Source organism: Enterococcus sp. UD-01 (assembly GCF_044909655.1).
Classification (GTDB): domain Bacteria; phylum Bacillota; class Bacilli; order Lactobacillales; family Enterococcaceae; genus Enterococcus_L.
Window position 1 is genome coordinate 29933 of the sequence record NZ_JBIYEU010000021.1, and the last position, 19377, is coordinate 49309.

Genomic DNA, 19377 nt, shown 5'->3' on the forward strand with positions numbered 1-19377 from the left:
TGGTACACAGTCAAGCGCAAAAAAACAAGAGAAAAATTTTCTCCTGTTTTAAGTATTTAGGTAACAATAGTCCATTCATCAAGCGTTTTACCTGAGGCGTCAACTAATTCCAGCCAGGTGTTTGTCCCGCCAAAATATAAAAATAGACCCACTTCATTCACGCTTTTCAATAAAATATCTTCTGTTGTAACAAAGTCTTTTATTTGAGCTTGATGATCTTCTCTGATGCGTTGCCCCATTTTTGCTGCGAAGCCAAGTGAACCATCTTTGTTTAACGGCGGCTGTGCCATCATAGTAGCGCCGGCTTTCAGCAGCATTTCATTCCGTTTGATCCATAAAACAGTGGCTTTACTTTCACGTGTATCAATGAAAAATTCAATTTGGCTAACTTCTTTGGTCCATTTGTGGCGGGCTTTTGCAGGCTTGGCTTTTTCTTTGATGTTTTTTTCCTTTGGTTTAAATGAATAACCAAAGCCGGCTAAAACAAAGACTATCTGGTCTTTGTACTCGGAAATAGCTTTTTCATAGTTGGCAGGAATCTTGGCTTGATCTGCTGCTTCCTGTATGTTTTCATTTGCTTCAGCTGCCAGCAGCTGTTCCAAATAATCTACTTCCACTTCCCAAGGCGGCGTAATCAGCATGACTTTATCAAAGGACTCTTTTTGAATACGATCCTTTAAAAAGGTTTTGCCAATCCCAACCACCGTACGTTCTTTTATGAAAAGATAGACAGCAGCATGGGCTTTTTCCAGATCTGGATCATCACTGTTTAAAATGGTGATAGTTCCTTGATTGTTATGGAAGGTAATCGTAGTTTTGGTATCAGTTAATAAAACATCTAATTTACTTTTCATAGCAGTCTCCTAAGGTATGTCATTGTTAGTTGAAGTGTACCATGAAATGAAAAATAATCGAAAGTTAAAGGTTGACTTTTTTTAAAAGGAGCAGTAAGATATAAATGTAACTTAAATTGTTACTAAATAATTGGAGTGATCGACATGGCCATGTCAACGAAGCTAAGTGTTGCCATTCACATTCTCAGTCTGATCGAAATCGGTCCGCCTGAACGTGTAAATTCTGAATTAATTGCTGCCAGTGTAAATACGAATCCAGTCGTTGTTAGACGCTTGATGAGTAAGCTAAAAAAAGCTGGCTTCATCCACACAAGTCGCGGGGCAACACAAACTTATTTATTGAAACGCCCAGAGGATATTTCTCTTTATGAAATTTATACAGCAGTCGAATTGGATCATGATATCTTTAACATTCATCAAAATCCTAATCCGCATTGTATTGTAGGTGCAAATATTCAGGCGGCCTTGGAAAAACAATATGCAAAAGTTCAGCAAAGTATGGAAGCGGAATTAAAAGAGATCGCTTTAGCTGATGTTATTCAGCAAATAAAGCAGCCGGAGACCTAATGTCTCTTCTCTTTTTATATTTAAATGTAACAAAAAAAGTTTCATTAAAGAAAGGAAGATAAACATGAAAGTAGCAATCTTAGGAGCAAACGGTAAAGCAGGTTCAGCCATTTTGAAGGAAGCCAAAAAAAGAGGCTTAGAGGTTACGGCAATTGTCCGCAACAAAGAAAACATCACGGACGGCACTCCTGTAATTGAAAAAGATGTGTATCAATTAACAACAGAAGATATCAAAGATTTCGACGTATTAGTCAGCGCGCTAGGTTTTTGGGGCGATGTCAGTGAATTTACTGGCTCAACGCAGCATTTAATTGATATTTTGACCAATCAAAACACACGCTTACTAGTTGTAGGTGGAGCAGGCAGCTTGTATGTGAACCCAGAACATACTGTTCGTTTAAGTGAAACGCCTGATTTTCCAGACGGCTTTAAACCACTGGCAACAGCGATGGGTAAAGGGTTGACCTTACTTGAAAATGCTAAAAACATTCATTGGACTTACCTTAGCCCAGCAGCAGATTTCGATGCTGAAGGTCCAGTAACAGGCAGCTACGTTGCCGCTGGGGAAGAACTAGCACTTGATGCAGAAGGTAAGAGCTATATCAGCTATGGCGACTATGCAATTGCCATGGTGGATGAAATTCAAAATCAAGCCCATCCTAACCAACGCTTTAGCGTCCATCAATAAGAAAAAATCAAAAAGTATTTCCTGTGAAGTCATGGGAAGTGCTTTTTTATTTAAAAAAAATGTTCGATTTTAAATGTTTGATTGCAATTCATTTTATATCGCTATACCATAAAGACAACCACCGGTGGACGAATAAAAAGCAAAGGAGAAAAGATGAATAGTATAAATTTTCCAGAACAAAAAATTATTTACAAACGCCGCACAGGTTCATATGGTGAGGCGAACAAGCAACTGATGGAGGAATTTAAACAATGGCTGAAGAACCGACAATTACTTGACAAAGAAGCCGTTGTTTTAGGTATCCCGCAGGATGATCCGCGCCAAACCGCGCCAGAGCAGTGCCGGTATGATGTAGCGTTAGTTGTAGATTCATTTGACGACTACTCAGAAATCAAGCAAGCGATCCTGCCAGCTGGGAAATATGCGGTATTTACCATAGTTCATACAGCAGAAGCAATGAAGGAAACCTTTGCCAAAATGAACGATGTGTTGATTCGAGCCGGTTATGTTATTGATTCTGAACGTCCATTGATCGAACGGTATGCTGTCGACTTAATCAATCAAAATAAATGTCAGCTGTGCGTGCCAATAACCAAAAAGTAACGGAGCAACAAGCACATGACAAAATTGATAGATTTCTGCAAGCTGTTTCTAAGGCCAACTCACCTTCATTTTTCTATAATAAGATGAATGATTAAAGTGAGGAGTAGAAAAGTATGCATAATTTAACAATGACAAAGTCAAAGGGCTTATCTACATTTGATTTAAAAATAATCGGTATTATTTTAATGTTCATTGATCATATCCATCAAATGTTTGTGCCGATGGGAGCGCCTAATTGGATCGACTGGTTTGGTCGTCCTGTAGCAACACTGTTCTTTTTTGTGAGTGTGGTCGGCTTTAGCCATACAAGAAATAAAGAGAAGTACATGCTACGTCTTTACGTAGGAATGGTGGTTATGGCGCTGGGCAGCTTTGTTATACAAAATTTGGTCGGTTATGAAGAAGTTCAATTGATGAATAATATTTTCCGTGACCTTTTAGTAGGGGCCTTGATGATGTACGGTATAGATAAGATAGCTCAAGGCTGGTCAGCGAAAGCTTATGGCAAAGTTGCTTTAGGCGTGTTGCTTATTTTGTTTCCAATTCTTTCATCGGTTATTCTAATAGGATTAATGTCAAATACAGCCACTATTATGGTTGCTGTTTGGGCAGCAAACTTTGTTCCAGCAATAATGTTTGCAGAAAATAGTGTCATGGTCTTATTGATTCCATTGCTGTATTTAGCTAGAAATCAGCGCTGGCTACAGTGTCTGATGATTGCTTTGGTTGCAATTCTCTTTTTCGTCCAAGGTTCGACTCAATGGATGATGATTTTTGCCATCCTGCCAATCTGGCTGTTTAACGGGGAAAAAGGCAAGGGAATGAAGAGCTTTTTCTATTTCTTTTATCCTTTACACATTTGGATTTTGTATCTAATTTCCGCGTATATCTATCTGCACTAACGAGAAGTGGGCGGGACAAAACTAAAAAACAGTTTTGTCCCGCCCACTTCTTACGAATAAACGGTGGCCAAAAGTCAGGTTCTTCGTCTTTTACTCCAATTGCTCGAACCTAAACGACTTTTGGCTCAACCTTTGTTTGTTATGGATAACACTTAGCACACGGGGTTAAGCCTCGATTTTGTGCTTCTTCTAAAGTTGCGCTGTAGTAGTCGCCATTTCCGCATTTACGGGTATGATATTTTTCCCCTGTTCGTGTAACGAGTACGGTTGCACCGGATTCAGGGGTTGCTGCTTGTGCTTGCGCTGCCTCTTGTGCAGCCTGAGCTTCGGCGGCTTTTTGTGCCTCGGCTTCTTGTTTTGCCGCTTTTTGCGCTGCTTCTTTTTGAGCAGTCAGCAGCTGTTTGACGCTTTTGATACGGTTATCTAATTCAGAATTACCATTGGGCAGCTCTTTTATTTTAGCAAGTGCTTGGTTGTAGTGCTCGTCAGTGGGTTCTTGTTCCGCTTTCTCTACTGCTTGTCGCGCGTCGCTAAGCAGTTTTTCTTGCGTTTCTTTTTCCGAGATTTTCTGTTGGACAAGCGTTAAGCGTTTATTTAAGGCTATACGGTTTAAAGTTACCTCTTTCTTGACTAAAGCAGTAGCTGCTTCAACTTGTTCCTTGGTCTGTTTTTCTTCTGCAAGTGCGACTGCAGCATAGATGGGAATATTCTCTTTTACAATGGCCAAACGGTCAGTAAGATCCGATTCTTCTCTATCTAATGAAGCAATCAATGTCGCTGCTTCATCGTAATTTTTTTGTGTAGGATTATTTTCCGCTATTGCTAAAGCAGATTTGGCTTTAGCCACTATTTTTTCTTTGTCAACTTTGTTATTTAACGCAGCGATAAACTCTTTAGACGGTTTGACTTCAATTGTTTCTGCTTTATCCGTTGAACCCATAGAAGCGACAAAGGTTAGTTTCTGTGGCTGGTCGTCTTTTAATGTGACCTTGTAGGTAAAACTTTCACCGTTATTTTTGACTTTTTCCCCATTTACAGTGATTGTGCTTTGTTCATTCGTCTTCCCCTTAATAATGGCTAGACCTTTTTCATTTGTTTCAAAAGAATCATCAGTAAATACCAGCTTAGGCGTTGGCTCATTAAGTGCAACAGAAAGAACGAACAGCAGGAAGCCAGCACCTGTAAGCAGCCAGGCTTTTCTCTTAGCTAGCGGCTTTTTCCTGTTTTTTACAACAAAAATAATTCCTGCAATAAACCCAATAAACCCCAATAAAAAAAGAACTGTCGACATTATTTTATAACTCCTTTTCATCTTTATTAATCAAATTGTACCATAATATTTATTACGTGTTAATTTAATTATTGTTTTAATTAATAAATCTTTTTTTTCGGTATAAAAAATTTCCTGTGATAAAATGAAATGAGAAAAATTCTACGTATCTTAAATAGAGAAGGGGAGAAAAATGAGAGCAGAGATTATAGCAGTTGGTACAGAGCTATTATTAGGACAAGTTGTAAATACAAATGCGACTTTTCTTTCCGAAGAGTTGGCCTCTTTAGGGATTGAAGTTTATTATCATACAGTAGTTGGCGATAATCCACAGCGTTTAGAGGCTTTGTTGAGGACGGCGCAGCAACGGAGTGAGCTGATCGTTATGTGCGGAGGCTTGGGACCAACCGGCGATGATTTAACAAAAGACGTTGTTGCAGCGCATTTGAATAAATCATTGATACAAGACGAACAGGGACTAAAGCACTTGCATGAATTCTTTGAATTTTCGAAGCGTAAGATGACAGAAAACAATTTAAAACAAACACTAATTATTGAAGGAGGCTATGGTATTCAAAATCCGACCGGCTTAGCTGTAGGTTCACTCATCACCCAAGAAAATACGACATACTTGCTGCTACCCGGTCCACCAAACGAATTAAAACCGATGTTCCTACAAAATGCTCGTCCTTTGCTGATTTCGCTATTTCCGCAAAGTGAGCAACTGGTATCCAGAGTGCTGCGCTTTTTCGGCATCGGTGAATCCCTTTTAGTTACTGAGTTGAAAGAATTGATCGACGGTCAAACGAATCCAACGATTGCTCCTTATGCTAAACCAAACGAAGTTACCTTGCGCTTAACTGCAAATGCGCCGGATGAAAAAACAGGAGAACAGCTGCTCGACAAAGTAGAAGAGCAGATTATGGCAAAGGTTGGTGCTTATTTTTATGGCTATGGGGATGAAAACAGCTTGGCAGAAGTCACGGTTGCTGCTTTAAAAAGAAATAATAAAACTATTTCAGCTGCAGAGAGTCTAACCGGCGGCTTATTTCAAGGAATGCTGGCAGATGTTTCTGGCGTTGCCGAAGTTTTCAAAGGCGGCTTTGTCACGTATTCTTCAGAAACCAAAGAACAATTTTTGAAAATAGATCCACAATTAATTGAAGAACATGGTGTAGTAAGCGAAGAGTGTGCGATTGCCATGGCGGAACAAACACGGAAATTAGCCGATGTGGATTTTGCTGTTTCATTTACTGGTGTTGCTGGTCCAGCTGAATTGGAAGGACAGGCTCCGGGCACTGTCTGGATCGGCTTGGCTGAAAGAGGCGAACCTACTTACGCTCAGCTTTATCACTTTAACCGTGACCGCACGTATATTCGTCATAGTGCTGCTATGACGGGGCTTAGCTTAGTTTTAAAGGCAGTTACTAAGAAAAGTTAAAAAGGCGAATGTTTGTTCGTTTTTTGCTTGCTTTTTTCGAACAGAACAGTTATGATAGATGTATTGAAAAGGAACTCAAATCGTTTATATATAAGGAGGATTATCGATTGGCAGATGATCGTAAAGTGGCTTTAGATGCCGCATTGAAAAAAATTGAAAAGAACTTTGGTAAAGGCTCAGTAATGAAATTAGGGGAAAAAGTTGACCAACAAATCTCAACTATTCCTAGTGGTTCATTAGCATTAGATGTTGCTTTGGGTGTAGGTGGTTATCCACGTGGACGAATCGTTGAAGTATATGGACCTGAAAGCTCAGGTAAAACAACCGTAGCCTTGCATGCGATTGCTTCTGTTCAGCAACAAGGCGGAACTGCCGCATTTATAGATGCGGAACATGCCTTGGATCCTCAATATGCGCAAAAATTAGGTGTAAACATCGACGAGCTCCTTCTTTCACAACCGGATACTGGTGAACAAGGACTGGAAATCGCTGATGCTTTAGTATCGAGTGGTGCGATTGATATTGTTGTTATTGACTCAGTTGCTGCGCTGGTTCCTCGTGCGGAAATTGACGGTGAGATGGGTGCCAGTCACGTTGGGCTGCAGGCTCGTTTGATGTCTCAGGCATTACGCAAGCTTTCCGGCTCTATTAACAAGACAAAAACAATTGCCATTTTCATCAACCAAATTCGTGAAAAAGTTGGCATCATGTTTGGTAATCCTGAAACCACACCGGGCGGACGTGCCTTGAAATTCTACGCAACCGTTCGTTTGGAAGTAAGACGTGCTGAACAGTTAAAGCAAGGAACGGATATCATTGGTAACCGGACCAAAATCAAAGTCGTTAAAAATAAAGTAGCGCCGCCGTTTAAAGTTGCTGAAGTTGACATTATGTACGGGCAAGGAATCTCTCAAGAAGGAGAGCTACTTGATATGGCTGTAGAAAAAGACATCGTGGATAAGAGCGGTGCTTGGTACAGCTATAAAGAAGAACGGATCGGCCAAGGACGCGAAAACGTTAAAGTCTATATGATGGAACACCCAGAAATGGTCGAGGAAGTATCAAAACGCGTGCGTGACGCTTATGGTATCGGTGACGGTACAACGATGATTGAAGTTGAAGAAGGTCAAGAGGAATTACCGTTAGACGAAGAATAATATAAAAAAAGCCAGTCTGTATCATTAAAAACTGCTGATTTTTAAACAGAGTATCTTGTTTGCTAGGTAGGATACTCAAAAATCAGCTTTTTACAGGCGGCTTTTTTTCAATAAAACGTTCCTGTTAAACACAGCTCTTTCAATTGGAAAGGGCTTTTTTAAGTTGACACACCGGGATACAAACATTAGAATAAAGTTGTGTGCAAATACACATATGCAAGTAGGCATATTGATAATTGATTAAAGTTTATCATAAAACTACATGAATATTGAAAATTTGAAGATAGTATGGAGGTGGAAACAATGGGTTTAGAAATTCTCCTCGCTATCATCGGTTTAATTGTCGGTCTTGGCTTAGGGTTAATCGTAGCAAAATCACGCCATGAAAAAGAAATAAATGGTGCGAAATCATCTGCTCAAGGCATTCTAGAAAGTGCTAATAAAGAAGCTGAAACATTAAAAAAAGCAGCTTTGTTGGAAGCAATGGAAGAAAACCAGAAGTATCGGTCAGAAATTGAAAGTGAGTTGAAAGAGAGCAAAATAGAACTTAAAGCACAAGAAAATCGTTTATTGCAAAGAGAGCAAACGCTAGATCGTAAAAGCGACTCTCTAGAAAAACGTGAAAACTCACTGGAAGAAAAAGAAGAGAAACTTGGTGCTAGACAGCAATTAATTGATGCGCGGGAAAACGATGTAGAAGAACTAATTCAAAAGCAACACCAAGAGATAGAGCGCATTGCTTCACTGTCAAGAGATGAAGCAAAAGACATCATCATGAAATCAACTGAAGAGGAGCTGAACCATGAGTTAACAATCATGGTAAAAGAATCTGAACAACGTGCGAAGGAAGAATCAGATCGTAAAGCGAAAAACTTACTTTCTCTAGCGCTACAGCGTTGTGCAGCCGATTCAGTTTCGGAGACAACCGTCTCAGTTGTCAGCTTACCAAATGATGAGATGAAAGGTAGAATCATCGGTCGTGAAGGACGAAATATTCGTACTTTGGAAACCTTAACCGGAATTGACTTAATCATTGATGATACACCGGAAGCAGTTGTTCTTTCAGGTTTCGATCCAATTCGGAGAGAAATCGCGCGTATGACGCTGGAAAAATTAATTCAAGATGGTCGGATTCATCCGGCACGTATTGAAGAAATGGTCGAAAAATCACGGAAAGAAATGGACGAACGTATTCGCGAGTACGGAGAGCAAGCAGCCTTTGAGGTTGGAGCTCATACATTACATCCTGATTTAATTAAGATCTTAGGACGTTTGCGCTTCAGAACCAGTTATGGTCAAAATGTGTTGAATCATTCGATTGAAGTTGCTAAGTTAACAGGTGTTTTAGCAGCAGAACTTGGTGAAGACATCCAATTAGCCAAACGTGCCGGACTACTGCATGATATCGGTAAAGCATTGGATCACGAGATTGAAGGTTCTCACGTAGAGATCGGAGCAGAGCTTGCTGCGAAATACAAAGAAAATTCAACAGTAATCAATGCAATTGCTTCCCATCATGGAGACGTAGAAGCAACTTCTGTTATTTCCGTCTTGGTTGCAGCAGCTGATGCTTTATCAGCGGCAAGACCGGGAGCGCGTAGCGAATCACTTGAGAACTACATTCGTCGTTTAGAAAACTTGGAAAATATTTCCAATGGCTTTGAAGGCGTTGAATCTAGTTTCGCCGTTCAAGCAGGACGTGAAGTTCGAGTGATGGTTAAACCAGATGAAATCACAGACTTGGAAGCGGTTCGTTTAGTTCGAGATATCCGTAAAAAAATCGAAAATGATTTGGACTATCCTGGGCATATCAAAGTCACCGTCATTCGAGAAACACGTGCGGTTGATTATGCAAAATAATTAAAAAAATAGCTAAAAGGAACAAAACTAGTGATGGTTTTGTTCCTTTTATTCATTTTACTCTAAATGTATCCGTTTAAATTAGAAAAAATTCAGAATATTTTTACTAAAGTACATGTAGTCTTTTAATTGCGATATACGCCTAATTCTGCTATATTCGATATAGTTTTTATATAATTGGGGGGTTTTTTAAATGAATTTGAAGAAAAATGTCTTGCTTGGTTTCATTTCTCTGACCAGTATCGCGTTGGTTGCTTGTGGCGGCGGTTCCAATACTGCAGACAATGGCTCAAGCAGCAATGATCAAAAGGTTTTTAGATATGTGGAAAGACAAGAAATGCCAAGTGCAGATCCTTCAGTGGCAACTGATGAAGTAAGTTTTGTTGCACTGAATAATGTCTATGAAGGAATTTATCGTCTAGATAAAGACAGTAAACCTCAACCAGCCGGAGCTGCTGAAAAAGCAGAAGTTAGCGAAGATGGCCTAACCTATAAAATTAAATTAAGAAAAGACGCGAAATGGACGGATGACAAACCTGTAACAGCTGCTGACTATGTTTATGGCTGGCAAAGAACTGTTGATCCGGCAACTGGATCAGAATATGCTTATATGTTTAATTCTGTAAAGAATGCTGAAAAAATCTCTAAAGGCGAAATGAAAAAAGAAGAGCTGGGAATTAAAGCAATTAATGATTACGAATTAGAAATTACCTTAGAAAAAGCAACACCTTACTTTGATTACTTATTAGCCTTTCCAACATTTTTACCACAAAGACAGGACATTGTTGAGAAATACGGAAAAGATTACACAACAACCAGTGATAAAGCGGTGTATAATGGTCCGTTTACTTTAACTGATTTTGATGGACCGGGAACAGATACAAGCTGGTCATATACAAAAAATGATAAATATTGGGACAAAGATACAGTGAAATTAGACAAGGTTGCAATAGATGTAGTGAAAGAAGCACCTACTTCCTTGAATTTATTCCAGGATGGTCAAGCGGATGAAGTTCCATTATCTGGTGAATTGGCACAACAAATGAAAAATGATCCTGATTACATCATCTTAAAAGGAGCATCAACCTTCTATTTTGAACCAAATCAAAGAGAAGAAAATTCTCCTTATCGGAATGCTAATTTACGTAAAGCTTTGTCTTACGCGATTGACCGTAAAGCATTAGTGGAACAAATCCTTGCGAATGGTTCTACTGTACCGACTGGCTTAGTTCCAGAAGGCTTAGCAGCTGATCCTAAAAATGATGAAGACTTTGCGAAAGAATCCGGCAATGAAGTTGTTTACGATGTAGCTAAGGCAAAAGAAGCTTGGAAAAAAGCGAAACAAGAACTAGGCATCACTACTTTAACAGCAGATCTATTAATTGATGATACAGACAATGCGAAGAAAATGGCTGAATACCTGCAAGGCTCCTTATCTGATACTTTGGATGGCTTAAAAGTAACGGTTAGTCCGGTACCATTCTCTGTTCGTTTAGATCGTTCCAATAAAGGCGATTTTGATATTGCTGTTAGCGCATGGGGAGCAGATTACGCAGATCCAAGTAGCTTCTTAGACCTGTTCACAACCGATAATTCTTACAATCGCGGACGTTACTCAAATCCTGAATATGATAAATTAGTTGAAAGCGCAGCGACGACCAATGCCAATAATGCAGAAGCACGCTGGCAGGATATGCTGGATGCAGAAAAAGTCATCATGGATGATATGGGTGTTATTCCGTTGTATCAAAAAGCAGAAGCACACTTACGCTCTGATAAAGTAAAAGATGTTGTTTATCATTCTACTGGTGCAAAATATGACTTCAAATGGACTTATATTGAAGACTAATCAGAAAACAAAAAAGAAGTATGGCTTTTTGGCCATGCTTCTTTTTTAATAGAAATGACGTGAACCAAATAAAAAGATACCTGAAAGATGATGCAGCAGCTCTCCGTATTGAGTGACTTGTTTAGTGCCGGGGGGAATATACAGCGGTAAAACTTTAAGTAATGCCCGTTGTGAAGGTAAAATACTAATCTTTTTCCGGTAAACAAGGACTAGTTCCTGAGGCTCTTTAGTAAATTCACCTTCTTGGAAAGCAACATCGCTAACAAGTTCCCAGGATTGTCGGCCGTCCCCTTGAGCGCAGTACACGATACTGATAGGTTGGGTAAATAACAGCAAGCTCAAAGAGATAATGATCAGGTAAATATTAAAAGCTTTGACTTTTTTCATTTTCAATCTCCCTTAATTGAATGACTAAATCAGCAAATTTTGACCAGTCGGAAGGTGTAGGCGGCTGCTTCCAAATGATTTGCGTACAGTTCGCCTCCTGTAGCCGATAATCAGATAGAAAAATATTCGTTTCGTTATTGAATTTTTTTTGTATCGAAATATTCAAGTCACGAAAACGCCGTAAACTTTGACCAATAAATTCTGTATAGGCAGTTCCGTGGGAGAAGTCGATATAAATATTAATTGGTTTTCCTAATTGACAAGGATCTAAAATAGCTAGAACTGAAAAAACCATATCATAATAAAGCTTCGCTTGATCACTCTTAGATAAATCTAAAGATAGAATAAATGAATCCGTACGTACAAATCTTAAAATAATCTTATGTAAAAGAAAATGAACTTCCGCAAAATACTGATACGCTGCAGTATCGATAAATGTAGTATAGCTTTGTCTGAAAATTGAAAATGCCAGTAACTTTTTTAGGAACGCTTCATGCAGCTGCTTTCTTTGAAGCTCAGATAGTTGGAAATTTGTCTGTAATAAAGCAACCAGTTGCTGAGCTGTTTTCTCATTTTGAATAAACAGGTCCTGATTGAAGGTTAACTGTGCATCGAACATTTCAGATACATAAAGGAAAAGCATCAAATAATTACATTCTCTAAGCTCTTCAAAATCATATTCTATCGTACCATGAAGGACTTGCTCAATCGAAAGTAGCTGTGTTTTGTATGTGTTTTGCATGTTTTCGCTGACTGTACAAAAATTTTCACTCAGCATATGTCGGTTTTTCACACGGATCTGTAACACTTGAATAAATAAAAGCAGCTTTTTTTGTTGTAAAAAGGTTAAATCTAAATGGAAATAAGTTGTCAGCTGCTTTAAAAGATGTGAAGCATTCTTATTGTTTTCACTGCCAAAAGGGGAATCCTCTCCAAAATAAAAATAAGCAATGATATCAAAGATGACGGATCTGATTTTCATTTCGTAGCCAATCAGCTTATTTTTTTTTACAGTTATTTGTTCGTTTTTTAAAGAAGACAGTACCCTGCTGCGAATTTGGTACAGGGTTGTTTTGGCAATATGGTGATCTTCCTGAAATTTTTTAACTGATTTTTCTTCTATTAACACTTCCACTAAAAAGCGAAACTTTAAAGAGCGCTGTGCATAAACATACTGCATCTTTTGTACCAGGTCGTTAGAAACCGGCTGATAGCTCATTTCATCATATAGCTCTTCAGAAATGTTTAAGGTGGGACACGAATGATTCAATTCAGTAATGTATTTGTCCAGTAAGAACTTAGACAAACCCGTTTCTTCGATTAATTTCTTTTGGGTCAAAAATTGTTCATTATATTGCTGTAGTGTCATAAGTAACTGCAATTTTTCGCGGTCCTCATCCTCTAAAAAATTTAAGTACTCCATTGTTCTCACCTCTAGGATACTGTCGACTAGACAGGTTTCATTTTCAGTCTTTTTGATTGCTGTTGATTATTGGCGTTCTAATTTTGCCTGATTGTTTTTTATAGCGAGCTTGTAACGTTCGCCGATTTTGCCTTTAAAGGTAGCCGGTGCTGCAATTTCACGGCCTTTTTCGTCTAAAAATTTAACAGTGACCGTACCAGTATCGTCTTTTTTTGATTGTTTTTGTTCATGAGTTGAAGTGACTTCAGGAATCAGATGTCGTTGTAAACTAGTTTGTGGCAGTAGGCTGTTTGCCTCTTGTGCCGTAGTTGAATGGGTTGTGGCTCTTTGTAAAGCAGGTTCTGCTAAGTCAGTTAATCTGTCAGCTTCTTTTTTTGTCGTTAGCATATTTTCCGGTGTTATCGGTAAGTCATTAGCAGCTTCTTTTAGCTCGTAAGTAAAGGCAATCTGCTGTGGTTCCTCTGTAAAGACTCCTTGTGCATTGCTAGGTATCTTTTTAAGAAGCCATGAGTTTAATAATTTAGCTTCTGCTTGATAAGGTTCACCGATTTTTCCCTCTAAAATCAACGGTTCTGCCAGCTGGTTACCAAATTCATCTAAATAATGCACAGTAACAGGAGCGCCTTGCGCTTTTTCGTAAATAAAGGTAACAGTCTGTGGGCTGCTGGTGAAGTTCCCCTGTGAATTAACAGGAACTTCTTTTAAGCGCCAAGAAGGAAACTGCTTTGGTTCAGCGGTAAACGAATCGCCGATTTTCCCTGATAAAACAGTGTCTTCCGTCAGCGCAGTACCATTTTCGTCTAGATAATGAACCGTGACAGGAGCGCCTTGTGCTCTTTCATAAATAAAGGTAACGGTCTGTGGGCTGCTGGTGAAGTTCCCTTGCGAATTAACAGGAACTTCTTTTAAGCGCCAAGAAGGAAACTGCTTTGGTTCAGCGGTAAACGAATCGCCGATTTCCCCCGATAAAACAATGTCTTCCGTCAGTGCAGTACCATTTTCGTCTAGGTAACGAACCGTGACAGGAGCGCTCTGTGCTTTTTCGTAAACGAAAATCACTTCCCAATCAATTTCCGAGAAATACCCTTCAGCATCTGCCGGTGTTTCTTTTAAAGTCCAGTCTGCTAAGTTTTTAGGTTCTGCCTTGTAAGGTTCGCCGGTTTTTCCTTTTAACATTTCAGCAGGCGCAATTTCCTGTCCCACTTCATTCACGTGCTTGACCGTTATAGTTGAGTTGTATGCTGGTGGTTTTACAATAGTAAATTCATGATAATAAGTACTGGCGTTAATAGCATAATTAACATAATTATTAGGCTTGTCAGGAAATACTTGAGAACTATCAAAAACTCCCGTGTAAGAAAGTGTAGTCAAATTTTCATAGTCTTGTTTAGAAACGCCTGAAACGGTAATTCCCCGATCTGTGATCTGCAACCGATTTGCAGGAATGGATATAGAGTTCAATGACAAATTTGTAGCAGTAACAGATGTATTAAACGGCACTACTGCTCCAGTAAAGTTTATTAATATGTCAGGCATTAATGTAAAGTAAATGAATAAACTTTGCTGTGCTTCATCATAAGGAAAGTGAGTAGTTTCAACCGTAGTGGTAGGACTTGAAATTGTTTGCCCATATGCTGATAAATCATTAAGCATAGGAAACTCTTTAATAACTCTAAAATTTCTAACGCCACAAAATTGAATAGAAAGAGCCTGTAAATTTGGCAGAACCTTTAATGGCTCAATAGTCGTAATTTTTGGATGACCGTCAAGGTTTATTTGCTCAAGCTGTGTTAGCTGAGCAATTTTAGGCAGAATAGTGTTGTCTAACTGTGCATAGCTAACTGCCAGAGAGGTCAGTTTTGGCAGTTTGGTGAAATCCGGAAAATTCTGCACCGTAATATTATCACCTCTAAGGTCAACACCTCTTAAATTAGTCAATGTTTCCAGCGGGCTATAATCGGTTACTTTGGAATCAAACATAGCAAAATAAGTTAGATTTGTCGCATATTCTAGTCCGCTTAAGCTGGTAACATCCTTGCTTTGGTCAGAATCTAAAATCAAGCTGTTTAGAATGCTTAGGTCTGCTTTTGTTATATTGCTGCCGGTTGGTTTATGTAAATACTCTGCAATAGCTTTTTCTAAATTTTTGTCTTGAATAATTGTTGCTTGACCAGCAGCTAAGGGTGAGGCCTGCATGTTACTTGTGGAATTCTCAGTTGTTATTGCATAAGCAGGCGTATAAACGCTTAAAACTAATACAGAAGAAAGGAGTAATTTGTTTACTATGTTCATTGAACTGCACCTCTATGTAAATAAATGTATAGTTATTTTAATTTTTAAATTTCAAAAAATTATTGGATTTACACTATTTTGATTCGTTTGTATTCCCGATAAAGAAATATATTTAGATAAAAAACCGATATTAAAATAATTATCATTTTGTTATACAGGAAGAATGAATCTATAGGATATGATATTTAATATCTTACACTTTTTGGCTAATAACATCCATAGCAAATTGCCACTTTTTTCTTTATTTTTTCAAATTTCCTTAAAAATTGCGGAATTTCTGAAAAAATAAATAAATATTTTGCCTAAATATAATTGTTTTTCAAGCGATTTTGAATGAATATTAAGAATGTGAAGCAGCAATATAGATAGTTATTTTATCATTGAGATGAATTCACAAAAGAAAGTGATAGGAGAGGATAGTGTGAGGTTGGGAATACTCGATCAGGAAAAAAGCTTCATTGAAGATTTTTCTGCCTGTCAAACTGCTGCTTATATAGAAAGCAAAGAAGTATTTGAGGAAAAAGATGTGAACGATTTAGACGCATTACTGATTTGTAAGAGCCAGGCATTCGGAATTAAAGAGATTTGCGAATGGGTGATTAAGCTGAATAAACTGGTTCCAATCTGGGTGTTTACTTCTGAAGAACTGCTTGAAGAGAAGAATGTTTATCTGCAACTGGGAGTTTGCGGAGTTTTTAATGGTAGTTATACCAACGAAGAAATAAGTCTTTCAATTAGCAACAGTTTAAATATAATGAAGTCGCCTATTCAGAAAAAACAGCGTCCAAAACAGCCATTTCAACTCGATCCTTCAAAATTAAGTTTGACTGTTGAAGACGAAAGTATCTCATTAACTAGGTTGGAATATTTTTTAATAGAGGTACTTTATGAACGAAAAAATGAGGTTTGTACCTATGAAGAGCTTGCTTCGACACTTTTTGGCCAGTCATTTGATCCGGGTGATGATGCTGGACAATATCGGGTAACGAATATTGTTTGTAAAATTCGCGCGAAATTAACGAAAGCGAATCAAGGCAAGCAAGAGCTGATTAAAACCATTCGTTCAAGAGGGTATATGTTAAATGTTTGATGGAAAGCTACTGGGTGGAGAGGAGGTGGATAGTCGAGCTGGGTATCCCCTGAAAAATGAAACATCACCTTTCGAATAAAATGGCAATTTGTCGGTAAAGTTATTGTTTATAGAATCTAAAAAGGATAGTTATAAGCGATTACTAAAGTAAAAAAGAGGGGAGGCAGCTATGAAAAAGAATTATTTGTATGGTGTTTGTGTGTTTTTCCTGTTCTTGTTGCAATTTGCTCCGTTAACTTCCTTTGCAGAAAGTGCTTCTGGAACAACAACGGTAGAAGTCACATTTACTCAAGGACCGGTAGACAGTGGCGGAGGTGATGATGGTAATAACAATGCCGAAAAGGACGACGACAAGATTGATTATCCGGGCGAAGGCAACAACAGCGGTAGTGATCTCAGTGATATAAAGGATAAGATTAATGATTTCATTGATAAAAATCTACCTAATACAGGAGAACAGCAAAGGCTTTATTTAATAATTATTGGTATCTGTCTTGTAGTCATCGTGTGCTTAGTCTTTCGATTAAAAAAGGAAAAAATAGAAAGTGGGAACGAATAAATGAAAAAGAAAATATTAGCAACTTTATTGTTAAGTGGATTAACTTTGAGTAATGTCGCAGTGCCCGTCGCTTTTGCAGATGACCCCTCTGATGAAGATACAGCAACAACGGCTGTTGGTACAACTCAAGCAGATGCGACCTTTACAGCCGGAGATCGTCCAGATCCGGCGAAACCAGAAGACGGACCTGGTGAGCCTAATTCACTTGACCCGGATACTGATGAAAATGGCAATCCTGCTCCATTACCGGATGCCAACAATGTTTATGTAACACATTTGCCGAATATTAGCTTTGGCAGTAATAAAACAAGTTTAAAAACGACGGAATACAAAGCTTTAACAGAAAGAAGAACGAAAAATCAAGGCGCTGAAACCTTTTACATGCCTCATTCTGTACAGGTTGCCGATTTATCAGGAAATAGCGCGACCAAGTGGAAACTAAGTGTGAAGCAGGATAAAGTTTTCAAAACGGCGGCTACTACACCACATGAGTTGGCGAATACGCGGATTCGTATTTATGGCAATACATTGACTAGTACATCAAATACTTCAACTGATTTAGCAAGCAAAGTTGTTGGTGCTGCGTTGGATCAATCGGATACATTTGGTGCATACTCTGAAATTCCAGTAGCAGCTGAAAATCAAAATGATTTAGTCGTTTTGGAAAACAAAACAGCTGGCTTTACATTAAACTCCTATACATCAGCCGTTTTTGAAAATAACTATGATACTGCAGATTACGATGCGACCAAAACAGCTTCAGCAGCACGTTATGACGGCGTCAAATTAAATGTACCTGCAAGCGATCAAGTACAAGCAGAAGCTTACAAAGCAAGCTTGACGTGGACACTAACTGTTGAACCTTAAACATAGGAACGATGTGTCAGATAGAAAGGGAGAGAAAAAATGAAAAAAACAATAAAAGGTATGTATGGTTTAAGTCTTGCAGCTATTGCATTGGTCAGCTTTGCTTCGCCAGCAGCAGCAGTGGAAGGGAATAAACAAACAGAAGGTAAAGCATCTTTTGTACCACAAACAGGAGCTATTGATACAATCAAGCCCGGAACAAACGACAAGATTGAAGTGGATGGCGGGAACACAGACCCAGTCATAGCAGGAAATGTTCAATTAATTCGTATTCCTGATTTTGATTTTGGTAATAATGAAACAAGTGTCAATACGCAAAGTTATGCTGCACTCAATGAAAAATATAAAAATAAAGGCGGCGCTGAAAAATATGCCATTCCTCACTTTGTCCAAGTCGGCGATGTTTCCGGTGTTCAAGGAACGAAATGGAATGTAACTGTGGAACAAGATTCTTTATTTAAATCTGGCGAGCATACATTGAAAGCAACACGTATTAATATTTACAATCAAACACTGACAAACAATGTTCATACTGCTAACGTAGCAGATGTTGTGTCTGGGCTGGCGATTCCAAGCAGTTCTTCAGTACAGATTCCTGTAAAAGGAGCAGATACGACAGGAGCTATTACTGTTTTAACCTCTAAAGCTGGCAAAACAGACGAAACAACCACCAATGGAACAATTAGTTCAGTAGTTTTTGCTGGAAACTACAATGCAGCGAATTTTGGTGCTGACGGTCCAGACGTTAATTCTAAAAATGAAGATGTGAAATTAAGTGTTCCTCAAAGCGATGGTGTGCAAGCGAAAAACTATAGCACTAAATTAAATTGGACATTAACGGTAGAACCGTAAAACTTAGTGGTTTGTTGGTAGAAAGTTCCTGCAAGGGGAGCTTTTTGCCACTTAGTTAGGAAGGAATAATCTATGAGTGTATTAAAACGATCCATTATCTGGCAGACGCTGTTCGTTCTCATTTGCGTTATTGCATTTATGCCGATTTCAGAAGTTCATGGCGAGGAGATTCCCATTTCGGTCAAAGCAATTTTACCGGAGAACCAAATAGACAAAAATGTCGGCTACTATGATTTAAAAGTGAGCCCGAATGAGAAGCAAGAATTATCATTTCAACTAAATAATCAAGGGGATAAGGATACAACGGTGAATGTGGCAATCAATCCTGCCTATACAGGAGACGGCGGTTCCTTCATCTACACGGACAATGAAAGCAACAAAGATCCGTCTATGAAATATCCACTTTCAAGTATTGCATCTTCTGAACAAACGGTCAGTATTCCGGCAAAAGGTAGCACGATCACCAAAATCAAGTTGGCAATCCCTAGTGAACCGTTTGAAGGCGTCATTCTTGGGGCGATTCGAGTGACCAGTGCTAACAGCGCTGACGAGCAGACGGAGAATGCGGGGAAAGGCTTTAATATTGTCAATAATTTCGCCTATTCAGTGGCAATTCAGCTGCGGGAATCAGACGATATGCCGAAGTCAGATTTAGCGATAAAAAAGGTTTTTGCCACTCAAATCGCGGGTCGAAATACAGTCAAGATCAATTTACA

18 protein-coding genes are annotated in these 19377 nt (G+C 38.7%); 13 read left to right on the forward strand and 5 right to left on the reverse strand.

The annotated features are described in order from the left end of the window. Positions 1-56 precede the first annotated feature (56 nt). On the reverse strand, positions 57-854 hold the full coding sequence (locus ABH902_RS14215; protein WP_404591804.1) for a hypothetical protein: 798 nt from the start codon (positions 852-854) through the stop codon (positions 57-59). Between the two features lie 144 nt (positions 855-998). On the opposite strand from ABH902_RS14215, the gene ABH902_RS14220 reads away from it, so the two are divergent. From ABH902_RS14220 to ABH902_RS14235, 4 genes are all read left to right on the forward strand, one after another. Continuing rightward, a complete protein-coding gene (locus ABH902_RS14220; RefSeq protein ID WP_404591806.1) occupies positions 999-1421 on the forward strand; it encodes an Rrf2 family transcriptional regulator in 423 nt (140 codons plus the stop codon). Positions 1422-1485: 64 nt separating this feature from the next. Continuing rightward, entirely contained in the window at positions 1486-2109 is a 624-nt protein-coding gene (locus tag ABH902_RS14225) for an NAD(P)-dependent oxidoreductase (protein ID WP_404591808.1), read from the forward strand. A 153-nt stretch (positions 2110-2262) separates the two neighbouring features. Beyond that, entirely contained in the window at positions 2263-2712 is a 450-nt protein-coding gene (locus tag ABH902_RS14230) for a GyrI-like domain-containing protein (RefSeq protein WP_404591810.1), read from the forward strand. A gap of 113 nt (positions 2713-2825) precedes the next feature. Continuing rightward, the gene (locus ABH902_RS14235; protein ID WP_404591811.1) at positions 2826-3614 is read left to right on the forward strand and encodes a TraX family protein; all 789 of its coding nucleotides are present in this window, start codon (positions 2826-2828) and stop codon (positions 3612-3614) included. Between the two features lie 139 nt (positions 3615-3753). On the opposite strand, the gene ABH902_RS14240 is transcribed toward ABH902_RS14235, so the two are convergent. Then, on the reverse strand, positions 3754-4905 hold the full coding sequence (locus tag ABH902_RS14240) for a hypothetical protein (protein ID WP_404591813.1): 1152 nt from the start codon (positions 4903-4905) through the stop codon (positions 3754-3756). A 172-nt stretch (positions 4906-5077) separates the two neighbouring features. Between ABH902_RS14240 and ABH902_RS14245 the strand changes: the two genes are divergently transcribed. The 4 genes from ABH902_RS14245 (at position 5078) to ABH902_RS14260 (ending at position 11191) form a co-directional block, all read left to right on the forward strand. Continuing rightward, complete coding sequence (locus ABH902_RS14245; protein WP_404591815.1) at positions 5078-6325, forward strand: competence/damage-inducible protein A; 1248 nt, start codon at positions 5078-5080, stop codon at positions 6323-6325. Between the two features lie 107 nt (positions 6326-6432). Then, positions 6433-7482 (forward strand): recombinase RecA, encoded by a 1050-nt coding sequence (gene recA, locus ABH902_RS14250; RefSeq protein ID WP_404591817.1) that lies wholly within the window; start codon positions 6433-6435, stop codon positions 7480-7482. 303 nt (positions 7483-7785) lie between these two features. Next, positions 7786-9342 carry a ribonuclease Y gene (gene rny, locus ABH902_RS14255; RefSeq protein ID WP_404591819.1) on the forward strand — a complete coding sequence of 519 codons (1557 nt, stop codon included), beginning with the start codon at positions 7786-7788 and terminating at the stop codon, positions 9340-9342. Between the two features lie 193 nt (positions 9343-9535). After that, a complete protein-coding gene (locus tag ABH902_RS14260) occupies positions 9536-11191 on the forward strand; it encodes a peptide ABC transporter substrate-binding protein (RefSeq protein ID WP_404591821.1) in 1656 nt (551 codons plus the stop codon). Positions 11192-11236: 45 nt separating this feature from the next. Here the strand turns inward: ABH902_RS14260 and ABH902_RS14265 are convergent, their stop codons facing one another. The 3 genes from ABH902_RS14265 to ABH902_RS14275 all read right to left on the reverse strand — a co-directional run bounded on the left by ABH902_RS14265 (position 11237) and on the right by ABH902_RS14275 (position 15293). Then, a complete protein-coding gene (locus ABH902_RS14265) occupies positions 11237-11578 on the reverse strand; it encodes a hypothetical protein (RefSeq protein ID WP_404591823.1) in 342 nt (113 codons plus the stop codon). Continuing rightward, a complete protein-coding gene (locus ABH902_RS14270) occupies positions 11556-13001 on the reverse strand; it encodes a helix-turn-helix domain-containing protein (protein WP_404591824.1) in 1446 nt (481 codons plus the stop codon). The genes ABH902_RS14265 and ABH902_RS14270 overlap by 23 nt, the downstream gene beginning before the upstream one ends. Before the next feature lie 66 nt (positions 13002-13067). Then, positions 13068-15293: a MucBP domain-containing protein gene (locus ABH902_RS14275; RefSeq protein WP_404591826.1), complete on the reverse strand. Its 2226-nt coding sequence runs from the start codon at positions 15291-15293 to the stop codon at positions 13068-13070. 421 nt (positions 15294-15714) lie between these two features. On the opposite strand from ABH902_RS14275, the gene ABH902_RS14280 reads away from it, so the two are divergent. From ABH902_RS14280 to ABH902_RS14300, 5 genes are all read left to right on the forward strand, one after another. Then, the gene (locus ABH902_RS14280; RefSeq protein ID WP_404591828.1) at positions 15715-16383 is read left to right on the forward strand and encodes a DNA-binding response regulator; all 669 of its coding nucleotides are present in this window, start codon (positions 15715-15717) and stop codon (positions 16381-16383) included. A gap of 169 nt (positions 16384-16552) precedes the next feature. Next, a complete protein-coding gene (locus ABH902_RS14285) occupies positions 16553-16942 on the forward strand; it encodes an LPXTG cell wall anchor domain-containing protein (protein ID WP_404591830.1) in 390 nt (129 codons plus the stop codon). Next, positions 16943-17809: a WxL domain-containing protein gene (locus tag ABH902_RS14290; protein ID WP_404591832.1), complete on the forward strand. Its 867-nt coding sequence runs from the start codon at positions 16943-16945 to the stop codon at positions 17807-17809. Between the two features lie 39 nt (positions 17810-17848). After that, positions 17849-18661: a WxL domain-containing protein gene (locus tag ABH902_RS14295; protein ID WP_404591834.1), complete on the forward strand. Its 813-nt coding sequence runs from the start codon at positions 17849-17851 to the stop codon at positions 18659-18661. A gap of 72 nt (positions 18662-18733) precedes the next feature. Continuing rightward, the coding region (locus ABH902_RS14300) for a WxL protein peptidoglycan domain-containing protein (RefSeq protein ID WP_404591836.1) at positions 18734-19377 on the forward strand (644 nt) is incomplete at its 3' end.

What these genes read in the sequence shown, in the direction of transcription:
- ABH902_RS14215 (WP_404591804.1), bottom strand. Translation starts at nt 854, where the DNA reads ATGAAAAGTAAATTAGATGTTTTATTAACTGATACCAAAACTACGATT.
- ABH902_RS14220 (WP_404591806.1), top strand. Translation starts at nt 999, where the DNA reads ATGGCCATGTCAACGAAGCTAAGTGTTGCCATTCACATTCTCAGTCTG.
- ABH902_RS14225 (WP_404591808.1), top strand. Translation starts at nt 1,486, where the DNA reads ATGAAAGTAGCAATCTTAGGAGCAAACGGTAAAGCAGGTTCAGCCATT.
- ABH902_RS14230 (WP_404591810.1), top strand. Translation starts at nt 2,263, where the DNA reads ATGAATAGTATAAATTTTCCAGAACAAAAAATTATTTACAAACGCCGC.
- ABH902_RS14235 (WP_404591811.1), top strand. Translation starts at nt 2,826, where the DNA reads ATGCATAATTTAACAATGACAAAGTCAAAGGGCTTATCTACATTTGAT.
- ABH902_RS14240 (WP_404591813.1), bottom strand. Translation starts at nt 4,905, where the DNA reads ATGTCGACAGTTCTTTTTTTATTGGGGTTTATTGGGTTTATTGCAGGA.
- ABH902_RS14245 (WP_404591815.1), top strand. Translation starts at nt 5,078, where the DNA reads ATGAGAGCAGAGATTATAGCAGTTGGTACAGAGCTATTATTAGGACAA.
- rny (WP_404591819.1), top strand. Translation starts at nt 7,786, where the DNA reads ATGGGTTTAGAAATTCTCCTCGCTATCATCGGTTTAATTGTCGGTCTT.
- ABH902_RS14260 (WP_404591821.1), top strand. Translation starts at nt 9,536, where the DNA reads ATGAATTTGAAGAAAAATGTCTTGCTTGGTTTCATTTCTCTGACCAGT.
- ABH902_RS14265 (WP_404591823.1), bottom strand. Translation starts at nt 11,578, where the DNA reads ATGAAAAAAGTCAAAGCTTTTAATATTTACCTGATCATTATCTCTTTG.
- ABH902_RS14270 (WP_404591824.1), bottom strand. Translation starts at nt 13,001, where the DNA reads ATGGAGTACTTAAATTTTTTAGAGGATGAGGACCGCGAAAAATTGCAG.
- ABH902_RS14275 (WP_404591826.1), bottom strand. Translation starts at nt 15,293, where the DNA reads ATGAACATAGTAAACAAATTACTCCTTTCTTCTGTATTAGTTTTAAGC.
- ABH902_RS14285 (WP_404591830.1), top strand. Translation starts at nt 16,553, where the DNA reads ATGAAAAAGAATTATTTGTATGGTGTTTGTGTGTTTTTCCTGTTCTTG.
- ABH902_RS14290 (WP_404591832.1), top strand. Translation starts at nt 16,943, where the DNA reads ATGAAAAAGAAAATATTAGCAACTTTATTGTTAAGTGGATTAACTTTG.
- ABH902_RS14295 (WP_404591834.1), top strand. Translation starts at nt 17,849, where the DNA reads ATGAAAAAAACAATAAAAGGTATGTATGGTTTAAGTCTTGCAGCTATT.